Origin of the sequence: Paenibacillus sp. BSR1-1 (assembly GCF_030403775.1) — a bacterium.
GTDB lineage: Bacteria > Bacillota > Bacilli > Bacillales > Cytobacillaceae > Neobacillus.
Window position 1 is genome coordinate 71,488 of the sequence record NZ_JAQMWQ010000002.1, and the last position, 15,019, is coordinate 86,506.

Annotated in this window: 16 protein-coding genes; 12 read left to right on the plus strand and 4 right to left on the minus strand. The window is 39.1% G+C overall.

Annotated features, from left to right (window positions below):
• Positions 1 to 56 precede the first annotated feature (56 nt).
• Complete coding sequence (locus PH210_RS03545; RefSeq protein ID WP_289983102.1) at positions 57 to 269, plus strand: hypothetical protein; 213 nt, start codon at positions 57 to 59, stop codon at positions 267 to 269.
• A gap of 20 nt (positions 270 to 289) precedes the next feature.
• Here the strand turns inward: PH210_RS03545 and PH210_RS03550 are convergent, their stop codons facing one another.
• Positions 290 to 529: a YczF family membrane protein gene (locus tag PH210_RS03550; RefSeq protein WP_289983103.1), complete on the minus strand. Its 240-nt coding sequence runs from the start codon at positions 527 to 529 to the stop codon at positions 290 to 292.
• 209 nt (positions 530 to 738) lie between these two features.
• On the opposite strand from PH210_RS03550, the gene PH210_RS03555 reads away from it, so the two are divergent.
• Genes PH210_RS03555 through PH210_RS03565 form a run of 3 tightly spaced genes read left to right on the plus strand, consistent with a single transcriptional unit; the run spans position 739 to position 4,613 of the window.
• Positions 739 to 2,274 carry a spore germination protein gene (locus tag PH210_RS03555; protein ID WP_483312085.1) on the plus strand — a complete coding sequence of 512 codons (1,536 nt, stop codon included), beginning with the start codon at positions 739 to 741 and terminating at the stop codon, positions 2,272 to 2,274.
• Positions 2,274 to 3,479, plus strand: coding sequence for a Ger(x)C family spore germination protein (locus PH210_RS03560; RefSeq protein ID WP_289983107.1), 1,206 nt, complete (start codon positions 2,274 to 2,276; stop codon positions 3,477 to 3,479). Before PH210_RS03555 ends, PH210_RS03560 begins: the two co-directional genes overlap by 1 nt.
• A gap of 27 nt (positions 3,480 to 3,506) precedes the next feature.
• Positions 3,507 to 4,613: a GerAB/ArcD/ProY family transporter gene (locus tag PH210_RS03565; RefSeq protein ID WP_289983109.1), complete on the plus strand. Its 1,107-nt coding sequence runs from the start codon at positions 3,507 to 3,509 to the stop codon at positions 4,611 to 4,613.
• Here PH210_RS03565 and PH210_RS03570 read toward each other — a convergent pair.
• The 3 genes from PH210_RS03570 to PH210_RS03580 all read right to left on the minus strand — a co-directional run bounded on the left by PH210_RS03570 (position 4,610) and on the right by PH210_RS03580 (position 7,217).
• Positions 4,610 to 6,265, minus strand: a complete 1,656-nt coding sequence (locus tag PH210_RS03570; protein WP_289983110.1) for a PAS domain S-box protein — start codon at positions 6,263 to 6,265, stop codon at positions 4,610 to 4,612. The two genes, PH210_RS03565 and PH210_RS03570, sit on opposite strands and share 4 nt — an antisense overlap.
• 162 nt (positions 6,266 to 6,427) lie before the next feature.
• Complete coding sequence (locus PH210_RS03575; protein WP_289983112.1) at positions 6,428 to 6,928, minus strand: GNAT family N-acetyltransferase; 501 nt, start codon at positions 6,926 to 6,928, stop codon at positions 6,428 to 6,430.
• A 136-nt stretch (positions 6,929 to 7,064) separates the two neighbouring features.
• Entirely contained in the window at positions 7,065 to 7,217 is a 153-nt protein-coding gene (locus PH210_RS03580) for a YpzG family protein (RefSeq protein WP_289983114.1), read from the minus strand.
• Positions 7,218 to 7,471: 254 nt separating this feature from the next.
• Here PH210_RS03580 and PH210_RS03585 point away from each other — a divergent pair, with 254 nt between their 5' ends.
• From PH210_RS03585 to PH210_RS03620, 8 genes are all read left to right on the plus strand, one after another.
• On the plus strand, positions 7,472 to 8,650 hold the full coding sequence (locus PH210_RS03585) for an acyl-CoA dehydrogenase family protein (protein WP_289983115.1): 1,179 nt from the start codon (positions 7,472 to 7,474) through the stop codon (positions 8,648 to 8,650).
• 53 nt (positions 8,651 to 8,703) lie between these two features.
• Positions 8,704 to 9,468, plus strand: coding sequence for a beta-ketoacyl-ACP reductase (locus tag PH210_RS03590; protein ID WP_289983117.1), 765 nt, complete (start codon positions 8,704 to 8,706; stop codon positions 9,466 to 9,468).
• Positions 9,469 to 9,488: 20 nt separating this feature from the next.
• Positions 9,489 to 9,938, plus strand: coding sequence for a MaoC family dehydratase N-terminal domain-containing protein (locus tag PH210_RS03595; protein WP_223587797.1), 450 nt, complete (start codon positions 9,489 to 9,491; stop codon positions 9,936 to 9,938).
• Positions 9,935 to 10,336 (plus strand): MaoC/PaaZ C-terminal domain-containing protein, encoded by a 402-nt coding sequence (locus PH210_RS03600; protein WP_289983120.1) that lies wholly within the window; start codon positions 9,935 to 9,937, stop codon positions 10,334 to 10,336. Before PH210_RS03595 ends, PH210_RS03600 begins: the two co-directional genes overlap by 4 nt.
• Before the next feature lie 92 nt (positions 10,337 to 10,428).
• On the plus strand, positions 10,429 to 11,196 hold the full coding sequence (locus PH210_RS03605) for a class II aldolase/adducin family protein (protein WP_289983122.1): 768 nt from the start codon (positions 10,429 to 10,431) through the stop codon (positions 11,194 to 11,196).
• A gap of 69 nt (positions 11,197 to 11,265) precedes the next feature.
• On the plus strand, positions 11,266 to 12,183 hold the full coding sequence (locus PH210_RS03610; protein ID WP_289983123.1) for a ketopantoate reductase family protein: 918 nt from the start codon (positions 11,266 to 11,268) through the stop codon (positions 12,181 to 12,183).
• Positions 12,184 to 12,210: 27 nt separating this feature from the next.
• Positions 12,211 to 13,818, plus strand: coding sequence for a long-chain-fatty-acid--CoA ligase (locus PH210_RS03615; RefSeq protein WP_289983124.1), 1,608 nt, complete (start codon positions 12,211 to 12,213; stop codon positions 13,816 to 13,818).
• A 33-nt stretch (positions 13,819 to 13,851) separates the two neighbouring features.
• Positions 13,852 to 15,000 carry an acyl-CoA dehydrogenase family protein gene (locus PH210_RS03620; RefSeq protein ID WP_289983126.1) on the plus strand — a complete coding sequence of 383 codons (1,149 nt, stop codon included), beginning with the start codon at positions 13,852 to 13,854 and terminating at the stop codon, positions 14,998 to 15,000.
• Positions 15,001 to 15,019 lie beyond the last annotated feature (19 nt).

The window sequence follows — 15,019 nt, forward strand, 5'->3', positions numbered from 1 at the left end:
ATAGATAGAATTTTTCAAATAGAATGCAAGGACTATTTGAGAAGGGGGTCCATGGAATGTGGTACTGGGCTGGTATCTTTGCTTTGTTTTGCTGCTTATTTCTTATCATTGAGGAAATAGTCTATTATTTGTGGAATCGCTATGTTTACGGGCCTAATTACGAAGGAAAAAGCAAATGGAAAAATAGAGCTAAAGCTTTCATCCGTTTATTCAAAAGGAAATCTCCAACTGGTATTCATGAAACTCATAAAGAAGAAAGCCCGCTTTGAGTGAAGGCGGGCTTTCTTCTTTATGAGTTTGAAGGAGGATTGCTTTGCCGTTTCTTATTTAAATAACCTCCAAACGAAGCAATTAAAAAGAAGAGAATAGAAAGTATTAATATGATATATTCTGCTGGTTCCATTACTTTAAAAGGGTTTATTGCTTTCCAAATTACCCCAGGTAATCCTGCTCCCATAATCATATCGAGTGCAATAATTAAAGTTATTAACAAAGCCGCTAATAAACCAGTTACCAAAATGATTTTCATTATCCTCACCCATATTTATGTGTTGTTATTATAGTTCTACTTAGAATTGGAATTATCCATTGGATAAAATATATCACTTTGGGGATTCTAACCATTATTGGTAATAGTGAAAATGAAACTTCTTTGAGTGAGGCGGAGATTACGTGTCGATTTTGTCTAATATTTTGAAAAAAAAGCAAAAAAAGAGACAGAACGATAACTTTAGGCAAATGCAGGATCCAGGAAAACCGGACGAATTGCCAATCCATAGAGACTACAAAGATAATATTGCAAGAATTAAAGAAGAATATGGAAACAGTACAGATATTTCATACCGCGAGTTTAAATTTTGCGGCAGCAGGGGGATCGCCGTTTACATTGACGGTCTTGCCAGTAATACTTTGATCAGTGACTTTTTTATGGAAACGGTGACAGAAGAAGTGAGGGAGATGGTTACCGACAGTTTCCAACAAATGATTGATTTCACAGCTGGTCTGGGAAACGTCGAGTCAATCACCAACTGGAATGAGGTACATGATGCCATTTTAGTTGGAAATACGGTATTTTTTTTAGATGGCTTCCAAAAAGCCCTTAGTGTGGAAACAAAGGGATGGGAGAAACGTGCCATCTCTGAACCTTCAACCCAATTATCGATTCAGGGACCGAAGGATTCGTTTACAGAAACACTCCGAACAAACACGGCACAAATAAGGCGGCGGATAAAAAGCCCAAATTTATGGATTGAATCGATGAAGCTGGGTACCGTGACGCAAACCGATATTGCCATTATGTATATAAAGGGTATTGCAAATGAAAAAATTATTGGCGAAGTAAAGGAAAGACTCAACCGCATTAATATTGATGGCGTGCAAGCTTCAGGGTTTCTCGAGCAATTATTTGAAGACCAAACCTGGACACCATTCCCAACCACTCATCATTCTGAAAGGCCAGATGTTATTACTTCTCATTTGCTTGAAGGAAGAATTGCCCTTGTAGTGGACGGTACACCCTTTGTAGTTACAGTACCAGCTTTATTTATTCAATTTTTCCAAGCACCGGATGATTATTATGCTAGATTTGATATTTCAACAAGTATTCGGCTTTTACGAATTTTAGCCTTTTTTATTGCTTTAATTGGGCCGGCAGCATATATTGCCGGGACTACCTTCCATCAGGAAATGATTCCTACCACCATGGCTATAGCGATTGCAGCACAAAGAGAGAATGTTCCTTTTCCGGCATTCTTTGAAGCATTAATTATGGAGGTTACTTTTGAAATATTAAGGGAAGCAGGATTAAGACTTCCGCGGGCAGTGGGACAAGCGGTTTCCATCGTAGGTGCGCTCGTAATTGGGCAGGCCGCCGTTCAGGCAGGTTTTGTTTCACCCGTAATGGTCATTGTCGTTTCCATTACTGCCATTGCCAATTTTTCAACTCCCGTTTTTACAATGGCGATTGCCGCAAGATTAATCCGCTTTATTATGATGGGACTTGCCACCATTTTGGGCTTTTATGGAATTATGCTGGGTATTATGTTTATGACCATCCATTTATGCTCTCTAAGGTCTTTTGGAGTTCCCTACATGATGCCGATCGCTCCATTTAATATAAGAAATCAACAGGATGTGTTTATTCGTTTTCCAATTTGGGCGATGAAAAATAGACCGATGTTTATCAGTAAAGGAAATGTGGTCCGGACAGGAGAAAATCAGAAACCGGGTCCGCCTAAGCAAGACGAAGACCAATCATCGCAGGGTGATTCTTGATGAAACGATATTTGTTGCTGACTATTTATGTGTTTTTTCTTTTACCTTCTTTAACGGCGTGCTGGAATCAAAAGGAGTTAACCGATTTAGCCTTTGTAATGGCCATTGGAATTGATAAAGGTAAAAACCAAAAGTTTGATGTTTCGTGGCAGCTTGTAAATCCGGGCAATGTTTCCTCTGGGCAGACTGGCGGAGGGCAAGGACTGCCAATTGCTGTATATAAAAGCTCAGGGGACACCATTACAGAGGCAGCAAGACGCGCGACAAAGAAAATTTCCAGGCGTCTATATTATGCTCACACAAATTTAGTGGTAATAAGTGAAGGCGTGGCAAAAACTGATTTGCTGGATATTGTTGATGCATTAGATCGAGACCCTGAATTTAGAACGACTACTGAAATGGTGATTGCGAGAGGTACGTCTGCCGAAAACCTTGTTTCAGCACTGACAAACCTGGATAAACTTCCTGTTAGTAAGATTACAAAAGAGATCAAATCGACCCAAAATATGCTCGGGGAAAATATGAGTGTTAACGTAGATGATTTTATTAGTGGAATTATCAGCAGTGGAAAAGAACCAATTTTAAATGGATATTTATTAATGGGCAAAAAAGAACAAGCTCAAAAGGCGGAAAATCTTCAATCTACCAAATCAGATGCCTACCTTGAGGCGAATGGATTAGCTATTTTTAAAAATGGTAAGCTAAAAGGCTGGATTGAAAATAACAATGCCAGAGGGGCTATCTGGATTCTAAATAAGGTAAAAAGTACGGATATTAATGTTGAATGGAATGGTAAAAAGGACGCCATTTCAATGGCATCCATTCGCACTAAAACAAAAGTTTCGGTTAATTTTAAGAATGGAAAACCAGTCATTCATATAAGAATTGAAGATGAAGGCTGGATTAGTGAAGCCAATACCGCGATTGATTTAACGAATCCGAAAGTAATTGAGAAACTTGATAAGCTTGTGGAAAAAGAAATTAAAAGACAAATAGTCAATGCGGTAAAAGCGGCCCAAAAAAAGAAAAGTGATATTTTTGGGTTTGGAGAACGGGTGCATCGAGCAGATCCCAAGCTTTGGAATAAGCTTAAGAGGAATTGGAACGAACAATTTGCCCGTCTAGAAGTAAATGTCGAGGTAGATTCCTACATTCGGCGAGAAGGAATCCGGACAATACCGTTTTGGTCCACGATGAATAAGTAACCCGTTGTGAGTAGGGAAGTGTAGCAAATGGAAAAGGCAAAAATAAATGCATCCCAATTATTTGTTCTCGTAGTTTTGTATGAAATGGGCAGCGCGATTTTGGTTGGTATGGGGGCGGGTGCAGGACAAGACGCCTGGATATCCATTTTGCTGGGAATGACAGCAGGAGTGCTTCTCTTTTTCGTTTACTACTGCTTGTTTTTGTATTATCCTGACCTTCCGTTTACAAGTTATATCCAAAAAATCACCGGTAAATGGATAGGCCGTTTAATCGCAATACTTTACATCGTATACTTTATCTACGGTGCCTCAAGGATATTACGTGATTTTGGAGAGCTGTTAACCACAACCATCTATACGAGTACACCGTTATTTGTCATTAATACCTTAATGATCTTGACAATTGTTTATGCAATCCATAAGGGCTTTGAAGTCATTGCACGAGTGGGGGAAATATATTTTGCGGTTATCTATATCCTGGCAATAGGAGGATTTTCTTTAATCCTCTTTTCTGGATTAATTCATTTTGAAAATATATTACCGATTCTTGAAAATGGATGGAAGCCTGTTATTAAAACTTTTCTTCGTGAAACTTTCACTTTTCCATTCGGAGAAATGATTGTTTTTACGATGGTGCTGCCATTTTTAAATGAACCAAAAAAAGTAAAAATGGCTTGTATTGGCGGGATACTTCTAAGTGGAATTAATATCGCGATAACGGCTGTCATAAATATTGCTTCGTTAGGAACGGATTTATTTGTTCGTTCCAACTTTCCATTGTTAACAACAATCGGGAAAATTCAATTAGCGAATTTTATTGAGCGGCTCGATGTATTATTTATGCTGTATCTTGTGATTGGTGGTTTTTTTAAGATAGCTATATATTATTATGCAGCTGTCGCTGGGGCGGCAGATATATTCAATTTCAAGAATCAACGGAAGCTTGGGTTCCCAATAGGGGTGCTGGTTTTATTTTCTTCCGTGACTATTGCTTCTAGTTATGCGGAACATATTAGAGAGGGACTGGATGTAGTCACGATTTATTTGCATTGGCCCTTTCAGATTATTATTCCCTGTATGTTATTAATCTTGGCATTTTTTCGAAATAGGAAAAAAAAATCAAGCCCGTCCTAAGCGGGCTTGGTTTTTTTTGAACAGTCTTGCTTCATTGGCAGGGTAATATTAACGGAGGTTCCCTGATTTTTTTGACTCTCAAAACTGATTGTTCCTTTGTGAGATTGAACAATCTTAAAGCTGACAGTAAGACCTAAACCAGTTCCTTTTTCCTTTGAAGAATAGAACGGTTCGCCAATTTTTTCTAACCTCTCTTTAGAAATCCCGCAGCCATTGTCTTTGACAGCTATTATTACCTGTTCGTTTTCAGACTGTTCAAGGATAATGGATATTTTCCCGCCATTTATGGAGGCTTCAATTGCATTTTTAATAATATTAATAAATAACTGTTTCAGCTGGTTCGGATCGCATTCTATAAGGATCTCATTTTCAGAATAAATTGATTCAATTTGCACATTATATAAACTCGCTTCGGTGCTTAATAAGGAAATAACATCGTTCAAAAGCTTTTGAATATCTGCAGTTGTGTATTTCAACAGCTGTGGTTTGGCTAATAGTAATAATTCACCCACAATGTGGTTAATCCGATTTAATTCATCTAACATGATTTGATAATAGAATTGGTGCTTCTGATCTTCCATTTGTAAAAGCTGAACAAATCCCTTTAATGAGGTGAGCGGATTCCGTATTTCATGGGCAACACTCGCAGATAACTCACCAACCACAGACAGTTTCTCCGTCCTTCTTAAACGTTCCTCTGTTTGTCTTAAAGCCGTCACATCTCTGCCATAGCCAATGATTCCTGTTATGTTCCCATTAATAACAATTGGGAGTGAGGTAGCTTGGATCGTTAGTGTTTTCCCATTGGCATGTGGAATTTTCAGTTCATACATAATAGGCTTACTATCATCAACTAAAGAAGAAATAAATCGGTTGAGATACCTTTTATACTTTTGGGGCAATAATGTCCTTATATTTTTACCAATCATCTCTTCGCGTTTGAAGCCGGTTATAACATCAAAGTGAGGGTTTAGATTGGTTATGTTTCCGTTCAAGTCAAACATATATACGATATCCGGACTGTACTCAAACAGTGATTTATATTGCTGCTGACTTTCGGCTAATTGTCTGGCCATATTTTTTCTTTCCGTAATATCCCGGCCGATAATAACCAAACCTTCTCTGCTCCCATCAGGATGGAATAAAGGAACTTTAATGGTATCAAAGGTTTTAATGGTTCCATCTGGTACAGGCAGGACTTCTTCAATCCGGGTTATTCCTTTATTTTTCCATGCTTCTTCATCTGAAATTTCGCAATATCTGAGCGCATTTGCATAGAACTCGGTGTATTCCGCTAATTCTGAATCCTTTTTTCCACGATAATCTACGTGTTCAAGCTGAAATAATTGTAAACCAAATTCATTGGCCTCAATCCATCTGCCTTCTCCATCCTTAAAGTTTACAAAATCAACCATTGAATTGATTAACGTCGAAAGACGCTTTTGGTCTTCTTTTGATTCATTTAATTCTTGTGATTTCACAATTAAAAAATAGATGAACCATCCAGTAACAAAGATGTATAGAACCTCTTTAAATCTTGCGGCAAAAGACATATAAGCAGACGGCATAAACTCATTAATTAAATAATTTGTACCGTATATCCATATAATACTTAAAATGCAATAGAGGAAAATTAGCTTTTTTTTCTCCATGAGATTCTCCAATTCCTTCAAGGAAATTAATTTCCAAGAATGTAAGAAAATATTTTCTCACATAATATAGTACAGGAAAATTAGGTATTTTGGAATATTTCTATTGTGGAAATCTATTTTAAATCAGTTATGGCTTTATGTACCAATGTGAAGGGTCTCCTTTTATAGTCTTTTACCGAGGATCAATAAATCTCTTTCCACCCCATCCAGTTCAGCTACATTTGGAAGGAGGGCCCATCTTTCAAAACCAAAGCTGTTGAATAATTTAACACTCGGTTCATTATGGGCGAAAATAAATCCAAGCAAAGTTTTGATTTTCAGTTTTGGACAGGCATCAATTGTTTGTTGAATTAAATATTTACCAAGTTTTTTTCCTCTAAAGTCTTGATGAATGTATATACTAACTTCAGCCGTGGCATTATAGGCGGGTCTGCCGTAAAACGATTGAAAGCTTACCCAGGCGCATATATTGCCATTACTTTCAACCACCCATAAAGGACGAAAAGAAGGGGAATGTTCGTCAAACCATTTTCTTCGGCTTTCCACACTTACTGGTTCGGTATCAGCTGTTACCATTTTGCTGGGAATCGTAGAGTTGTAAATTTCCACAATAATCGGCAGATCGTTTACTTCTGCATCTCTGATTTTAAACTCTTCAAACATTGCAATTGTCTCTCCTGTAAGTTTTTTAACTTGAATTTATGTTATCGTTCAAAGCAAAGAATATCAATTAACAGAAAGGCCTTTTCCCAATTTTTTTAATCGAGAAAAGGCCCATTTCGTTTCCATTGCCAAGCTCTTACCAGCGGTGAGCTTTAGCATTGCTCCTTAAGATGATTTGGTTTTGAGACTCTCTTGTTTGGCCATTCACTTGTGATTTCTGGCGTTTCGGCCTGGTAAATGTATGGTGAAATAGCTCAGAGTGGGGATCTAAATGATCTTTATAGCTCATCAAAAATCACCTCATCATAGGATTTGAAACGGATATTCACTTAGGAATATCATATATATCATTTGTAATATTACATAAAAATAGTCAATAAAGAGAAAAAAATTCAATTTCATATAAATTAAACTTGTATTTTCTGAAATTTCGAAATAAAATTAAATTACATACCAACCGGTAGGTATGTTTCGATTGATCATTGCATATTATTTTTAATGGTAAAAAAACTAGATTGCAAGAATAAGAATGGAGTGATTACTTTGCATTTGCGTTTGACAGATGAACAGAAAATGGTGCAAAAAACAATTAGAAGATTTGTAGAAAAAGAACTGATCCCACTAGAAAACGATGTCCTTAGAAATGAGCGGGAAGGCAAACCAAGTCTGCCGCCAGGGAAATTAAAAGAATTACAATTGAAGGCAAAAGAGGCAGGTTTTTGGGGAATAAACACACCTGAACAATATGGCGGTGCAGATTTAGGTCAGATGATGATGGCGATTGTGTTAATGGAAGTTTCCAAGACGTTTGTTCCGTTTTCGTTTGGCGGTTCTGCGGATAATATTCTTTACTATGCAAATGAAGAACAAAAGAAAAAATATCTAATCCCAACCATCAATGGCGAAAAGAAATCATGCTTTGCCATGACCGAACCTGGTGCAGGCTCTGATACGCAAAATATCAAAATGACGGCTGTAAAAGATGGAAGCGAATGGGTTCTCAATGGTGAAAAGACCTTTATTACAGGCGGAAATGAAGCTGATTTCGTTATGGCGATTGCCATTACGGATAAAGAAAGACACCAAGCTACACGCGGACGTGAAGGTGTAACCTGTTTTATTGTTGACCGTGATATGGGCTGGAAATCTGAATATATACATACAATGGGAGAATGGGGTCCAGCTGGCTTGGTTTTTGATAATGTGCGCGTTCCTGAGGAAAATATTCTTGGCGAATTGCACAAAGGCTACAATCTTGGTTTAGAATGGATTGGATTTGCAAGATGGATTGTCGGTGCAAGAGCAGTAGGGGCTGCTGAACGCTTATTGCAAATGGCCATTGATTATTCCAAAGAACGAATTACCTTTGGCAAGCCGATCGCTGAGCGCCAAGCAATCCAATGGCAAATTGCTGATTCTGCCGTTGAGATTGAAGCGGCCCGCTGGCTTGTTCTAAATGCTGCCTTTACCCTTGATCAAGGCGAAGATAATCGCCATCTTGCATCTATGGCTAAATTATATGGAGCAAATATGGGTAACAGAGTGGTAGACCGAGTTCTGCAAATTCATGGCGGTATGGGTTATACAAGAGAATTGCCAATTGAACGCTGGTACCGTGAAGCAAGACTATGGAGAATCTACGATGGAACTGATGAAATCCAGCGTATGATTATTGCCCGTAATTTGATTAAAGGTCATGCAAAAGTTGGTCAATACGTTTAATTCTTTTTTGAAAGCGTTGTCTAAAAGAAATTTTTAATTTGGGAGGAAGAAAAATGGCAGGAAGATTCGCTGGAAGAGTAGCTTTTGTTACAGGGGGAAGCCGTGGAATTGGAAAAGGCATTGTCGAGCTTTTTGCAAGCGAAGGGGCAAAGGTTGCTATTATTGATTTAAACGAAGAGGCATTAAGTGAGACTGCTAATGAATTCAGGGAAAAAGGCTATGAAGTGTATACAAAGGTGGCTAACGTTGTAGATGCTGAGCAGGTAGAAGCTGCTGCAAAAGAGGTACATGATACATTCGGCTCGATTGATATTCTCGTCAATAATGCCGGTGTGATCCGCGATAATCTGTTGTTCAAAATGACAGACTCTGATTGGCAAACAGTTATGGATGTACATTTGAAAGGGTCGTTTAATGCGGCACGTGCAGCTCAGAAGTATATGGTAGAACAAAAGTATGGACGTATTATTAATATCTCTTCAACTTCAGCTCTTGGAAATCGCGGCCAAGCCAATTACGCAGCTGCTAAAGCAGGTTTACAAGGCTTTACTAAAACATTGGCCATTGAGCTTGGAAGATATGGAATTACTGCGAACTCTGTTGCACCTGGATTTATTGAAACCGATATGACAAAAGAAACGGCTTCAAGAATTGGCATTTCCTTTGAGCAATTAATCCAGGCAAGCGTATCGAATATTCCTGTGGGAAGAAGCGGGAAGCCTGAGGATATTGCTAATGCTGTTGCTTTCTTTGCGGATGAAAAGTCCTCATTTGTAAATGGGCAAGTCATCTATGTTGCCGGCGGACCAAAATGTTAATTAGGTGAGGTGAGGATGAATTGTTTAAAGATCAAATTGGCAAGCAATCAAACAAAGTGAAAAATGTTGTTGAAAGAGGAGCTGTTAAGAAATTTGCCGAGTCCATCGGCGATCTTCATCCGATTTACTTTGATGAAGAAGTTGGCGAACAGTCCAGATACCGTAAAAATATTGCACCGCCGACATTCCCAAGGGTTTTTGATTATGGTGTGATTGAAGGATTGAATCTTCCAAATAAAGGCTTAATCCATGGGGAACAAACCTTTCATTATGTCCGTCCTTTATTAGTGGGGGAAGAGGTTTACTGTTATTCAAAAGTAAAAAACTACTTTGAGAAAAAGGGTAACTTTGGTGAAATGGGCTTCCTCGTTCTCGAAAGCTATGGCGATGATGCTGCAGGGAATACCATTTTTAGTTCAACCTCAACGGTTGTCATTTCTGAAGCTGTTAGGAAGGTGTTGACCCGATGAGTACACTTACTGAATTACAAATTGGCGAATCGTTAAAAGACATTCAATTAGAACCTGTTTCAAGAATGGACCTGATTAAATATTCAGGGGCTTCCGGGGATTTTAACCCGATTCATACGATTGACGATGAAGCGAGTAAGGCAGGATTGCCAGGCATCATTGCACACGGGATGTGGACGATGGGTAACCTTGCAAAGTTGTTTACTGAGTACTATGAGGAAGGTTTCATCGAAGATTATTCAATCCGTTTTAAAGGCATGGTATTTTTAAACGATGTCATTACCCTTAAAGCGGTATTGAAGGAAAAAGAAGAAAATAAACTTAGCTTTACCGTTCAAGCGGTTAACGGCCAGGGCAAGGATGTTTTAAAAGGTGAAGTAGTATATCACCAATACTAACAAGATAAACAGAATTGAAAATTTAAAAAAACCCGGCATTTAATGGATCATAATGCTGGGTTTATTTCTATCAATTATTAAAGGGTGATAGTATGTCCACTAAAATGACTTTGAGCTATAAGCCGCCAGTTTTCTTATCAGTTGAAGAGGAAAGACAGCATTTAAAACAAAAATTAGCGGCCTCTTTCCGTTTATTTTCTAAATTTGGCTTCGATGAAGGGGTCGCCGGACATATTACGGCACGCGATCCTGAGCGGAAGGATCACTTCTGGGTGAATCCATTCGGGATGCATTTTAGTCAAATTAAAGCCTCCGACTTAATTCTATGTAATCATGACGGTGTGGTCGTCGAAGGAAATTATCCTGTTAATCGTGCAGCATTTGCCATCCATTCTCAGGTTCATGCCGCACGCCCAGATGTCATTGCCGCTGCACATGCCCATTCGGTGTACGGGAAATCATGGTCTTCTCTTGGACGACCCCTTGATCCGATTACCCAGGACGCCTGTGCATTTTATAACGATCATTCTTTATTTGATGATTTTACCGGTGTTGTATTGGATATTGAGGAGGGCCAGCGGATTGGAAAAGCTTTAGGAAATCGAAAAGCATGTATTTTAAGAAATCATGGTCTATTGACAGTCGGAAAATCTGTAGATGAAGCGGCATGGTGGTTTATTACAATGGAACGGTCGTGTCAGGCACAAATTCTTGCAGAGTCGGTAGGAACACCTATTGTCATTGATGATGAAAGTGCGGCTGTAACCTATGAAACAGTCGGAACCCATGAAGCAGGCTGGTTCCAATTCCAGCCATTATGGAATCGGATAGTGAAAGAACAACCTGATTTATTGGATTAATTAAGTGATCTGAAAAGATGAAGCTGAGTCTTTTCAGATCCTTACATATTTTTTCTGGAGGATTTTTATATGAAGATAGGGGTAGCAGGCACAGGTGCCGTTGGAGGATATTTTGGCGGGCTTTTGCAAAAGGCAGGTCATGAGGTTATTTTTTTAGCACGTGGAACCACACTTCAAGGAATGCAAGAAAAAGGACTAGCGATTGAAAGTGAAGTGGAGCGATTTACTGTTGACGGAGTCTTTACCGATCAATATGAGTCCTTTTCAGATATTGACCTGTTGTTATTTTGCGTGAAATCAACAAGTACAACGGAAGTTGCAACAAAGTTCCTTCCGTTTTTAAAAGAATCCTCCCTAATTATGACGTTTCAAAACGGGGTGGATAATGAAGAAATTCTTGCGGACATTTTTGGGGATAAGCGGATTTTATCCTGCGCTACTTATATCCAGGCCATTGTAACAGAAACGGGTGCTGTGAAACAAATTGGCGTACCACCTAGGCTTTTGATTGGGGCATTGGATAATCGTTTATCTGAAGAAGTAAATGAAATTGCAGCTCAATTTAATGCGGCAAACATAGATACATTCACCACGAGCAATATTTTGGAGATTAAATGGAAAAAGTTACTTTGGAATGTTACCTTCAATCCAATAACTGCATTAATTGAGTCAAAGGTGGGGGCTGTCTTTGAAAATGAAGGCTTGTATTCCTCTGCCGAAAAAATATGTAAAGAAGGAATCGCAGTTGCTAGAGCATTGGGTTTTACTATTGATGAGGATTTTTACGAAACCATTTTTGCACAAGGAAACTTGGCAAGAAATCATCATACTTCGATGCTGCAGGATAAGCTGAAAGGAAAAACACTTGAGCTTGAATCCATCGCAGGCTATATCGTAAAAAAAGGCAAGGAATTAGAGGTAGCAACTCCTGTCCTTGAAACCATTTATCATCTTTTAAACTACCAGACAAATAAAGTATATATTTAAGAGATTCCATTTAGTGAGGTGAAAGGTTTGTTTACAGAGCACAAACGTCCCTGGATGGATCATTACCCCGAGACGACCAATCTTTCCTTCTCAATCCCGGAAGTGAGTTTATATTCATTTTTGGAGGATACTGCAAGGAAATATGGTGACAAGACAGCAATTATTTATGAAGATGAAAGCTTGACCTATAAACAGTTGAAAGATCAAGTAGACAAGCTAGCCTCTGCATGGAGAAACAGAGGAGCTAATAAGGGGGATAGACTTGGATTAATGGTGTCCAATCATCCATATTATGTAATCTCTTATTACGCCGCTTTGAAGCTTGGAATGATTGTTGTTCAGATTAATCCGCACTACACCCCAAGAGAACTTCTTGAAATTTTTCATGATGCTGAAATAACGTATTTGGTTACTGAACCGTCTGGTGTTGAAAAAATATCACAACTCAAAGAATCTTATAGCTTTAAAGAAGTTTATGTCACGGAAATTTCCGCAGGAAGTAAAGATTTTTACAGTGTTCGCCAGTTAATTAACAGCTATCCACCAATGACTGAATCATGTGCTATTGATGCGCAAAATGACATTGCCGTCATTCAATATACAGGTGGAACGACTGGTAAAAAGAAGGGCGCGATGCTGACTCATTTTAATTTGACAGCCAATGTTCTTCAAAGTAAAGCGCTTTACGGAGCCAGAATGTTTTTTGGCGAAGAAACCATCTTAACTGCAACTCCCCTCTACCATGTGTATGGGATGACCAGTGGAATGAACCTATCCATTTACATTGGCGCAGCCAATGTATTGGTCAATAAATTTGAAATGGTAAAAGTACTCCATCTCATTCAAGCTCACAGACCGACGTTCTTCCCAGGTGTCCCTAAAATGTACAATGCCTTTGTGAATTATCCAAATATTGAAAATTATGATCTAACGAGCTTTAAAACCTGTACCAGTGGTTCTGCTCCTTTACCAATCGAAATCTTGAAGAAGTTTGAAGTTTTAACAGGCGCATCCATAGGTGAAGGCTATGGGTTATCTGAAACATCGCCATCTACTCACAGGAATCCACCGGATGGATTGATGAAGGTTGGAAGCATTGGAATTCCGCTGCCGAAAACGGACTGCCGCGTTGTTAATGATAATGGGGAAGATCTGCCGGAGAAGTCAGTAGGCGAATTATTGATAAAAGGGCCGCAGGTGATGGCAGGATACTGGCATAAGCCTGAGGAAACGAACCACGCCCTGCGTGATGGCTGGCTTTATACTGGTGACTTAGCCACGATGGATGAGGACGGATATTTTTATATAGTCGGCCGAAAAAAAGAAATGATTATTGTTGGCGGGTTTAATGTATATCCGCAGGAAGTTGAAGGAGTGCTGTACGAACACCCTGATGTCCTTGAAGCAGCAGTGGTTGGCATACCGGACAGCCAAGCGGGGGAATTGGTGAAGGCCTATATCGTGCCAAAACATGGCAGGGAAATAAATGAAGAGGCGTTGCGTGAGCATTGCTATCAGCTTTTAACCCGATACAAAGTGCCTAAACAATTCGAGATCATCAAAGCATTACCGCGGAATACGGTTGGAAAGGTATTAAAGCGAGTTCTGTTAGAAGAAGCAAAGAAAACGGTTTAGAAGATACATTTAGATGAACTAGGGGTGACAACAATGAACTTTGAATTAGACGAAGACATTCTGTTTATGAAAAAGAATATTAGAGATTTTATTCAAACCGAGGTTGAAGCTGTTGCAATGCAAATTGAAGAAGATAACCATATTCCTGAAAGAATCATTAATCTCTCCAAGGAACTGGGACTATTTGGTTTAAGTATACCTGAAGAGTACGGCGGCCTTGGGATTGGCATGGTGGGTAAATGTGCTTTATATGAGGAAATCGGACAAACACATAATGGGTATACCACATTAATTGGAGCACATACAGGAATTGGGACTGTGGGCATTGTTGAAATGGGAAATGAACAGCAAAAGAAAAAGTATCTTCCCGATATGGCAAGCGGAGAAAAACTGGGAGCATTTGCTTTAACGGAGCCGGCTGCCGGATCAAATGCTGCTAATTTAAAAACAACAGCGGTGAGACGCGGGGATAAATACATTTTAAACGGTTTGAAGCATTACATTACAAATGCCACAGAGGCAAGTGTTTTTACGGTGATGGCCGTTACAGATCCTGATCAAGGTGCCAAGGGGATTACTTCCTTTATTGTGGAAAAAAATTTTCCAGGCTTTCAAGTGGGAGCAATTGAAAAAAAGATGGGTTTAAGAGGATCGCATTCTGCAGAATTAATTTTTGAAGATTGTGAAGTTCCAGTTGAAAATGTATTGGGAGCTGAAGGCCAAGGTTATGTAAATGCGTTAAAGATATTGGCAAATGGCCGTGCTGGTTTAGCTTCACGGAATCTAGGATCCTGTCAAAAACTATTGGATATGTCAACAAGATATGCGAAAGAACGGATCCAATTTGGCATGCCGATTATCAAAAATCAGGCAGTCAGCCATATGCTGGCAGAGATGGCGGTTGAAATTGAAGCACTTCGTTCGTTTACTTACCGTGTCGCCTGGATGGTTGATCAAGGAATGAAGGTGATCAAAGAAGCAGCGATGCTGAAGCTTTATGGTTCTGAGGTATATAACCGAGTGGCAGATAAAGCTGTGCAAATCCATGGGGGGCTAGGCTATATCGCCGATTATCCAGTAGAACGCTATTATCGCGATGCCAGAATTACAAGGATCTATGAGGGCACTTCTGAAATCCAGAAAAATATTATCGCCGCACAATTAGAAAAAGAATATAGCTAATCTATTAATCCAGGAGGGA

Coding starts and splice junctions, on each gene's coding strand:
- PH210_RS03565 (WP_289983109.1), top strand. CDS start 3,507: ATGGAAAAGGCAAAAATAAATGCATCCCAATTATTTGTTCTCGTAGTT.
- PH210_RS03600 (WP_289983120.1), top strand. CDS start 9,935: ATGAGTACACTTACTGAATTACAAATTGGCGAATCGTTAAAAGACATT.
- PH210_RS03570 (WP_289983110.1), bottom strand. CDS start 6,265: ATGGAGAAAAAAAAGCTAATTTTCCTCTATTGCATTTTAAGTATTATA.
- PH210_RS03580 (WP_289983114.1), bottom strand. CDS start 7,217: ATGAGCTATAAAGATCATTTAGATCCCCACTCTGAGCTATTTCACCAT.
- PH210_RS03590 (WP_289983117.1), top strand. CDS start 8,704: ATGGCAGGAAGATTCGCTGGAAGAGTAGCTTTTGTTACAGGGGGAAGC.
- PH210_RS03555 (WP_483312085.1), top strand. CDS start 739: ATGCAGGATCCAGGAAAACCGGACGAATTGCCAATCCATAGAGACTAC.
- PH210_RS03545 (WP_289983102.1), top strand. CDS start 57: ATGTGGTACTGGGCTGGTATCTTTGCTTTGTTTTGCTGCTTATTTCTT.
- PH210_RS03610 (WP_289983123.1), top strand. CDS start 11,266: ATGAAGATAGGGGTAGCAGGCACAGGTGCCGTTGGAGGATATTTTGGC.
- PH210_RS03560 (WP_289983107.1), top strand. CDS start 2,274: ATGAAACGATATTTGTTGCTGACTATTTATGTGTTTTTTCTTTTACCT.
- PH210_RS03550 (WP_289983103.1), bottom strand. CDS start 529: ATGAAAATCATTTTGGTAACTGGTTTATTAGCGGCTTTGTTAATAACT.
- PH210_RS03575 (WP_289983112.1), bottom strand. CDS start 6,928: ATGTTTGAAGAGTTTAAAATCAGAGATGCAGAAGTAAACGATCTGCCG.
- PH210_RS03605 (WP_289983122.1), top strand. CDS start 10,429: ATGTCCACTAAAATGACTTTGAGCTATAAGCCGCCAGTTTTCTTATCA.
- PH210_RS03620 (WP_289983126.1), top strand. CDS start 13,852: ATGAACTTTGAATTAGACGAAGACATTCTGTTTATGAAAAAGAATATT.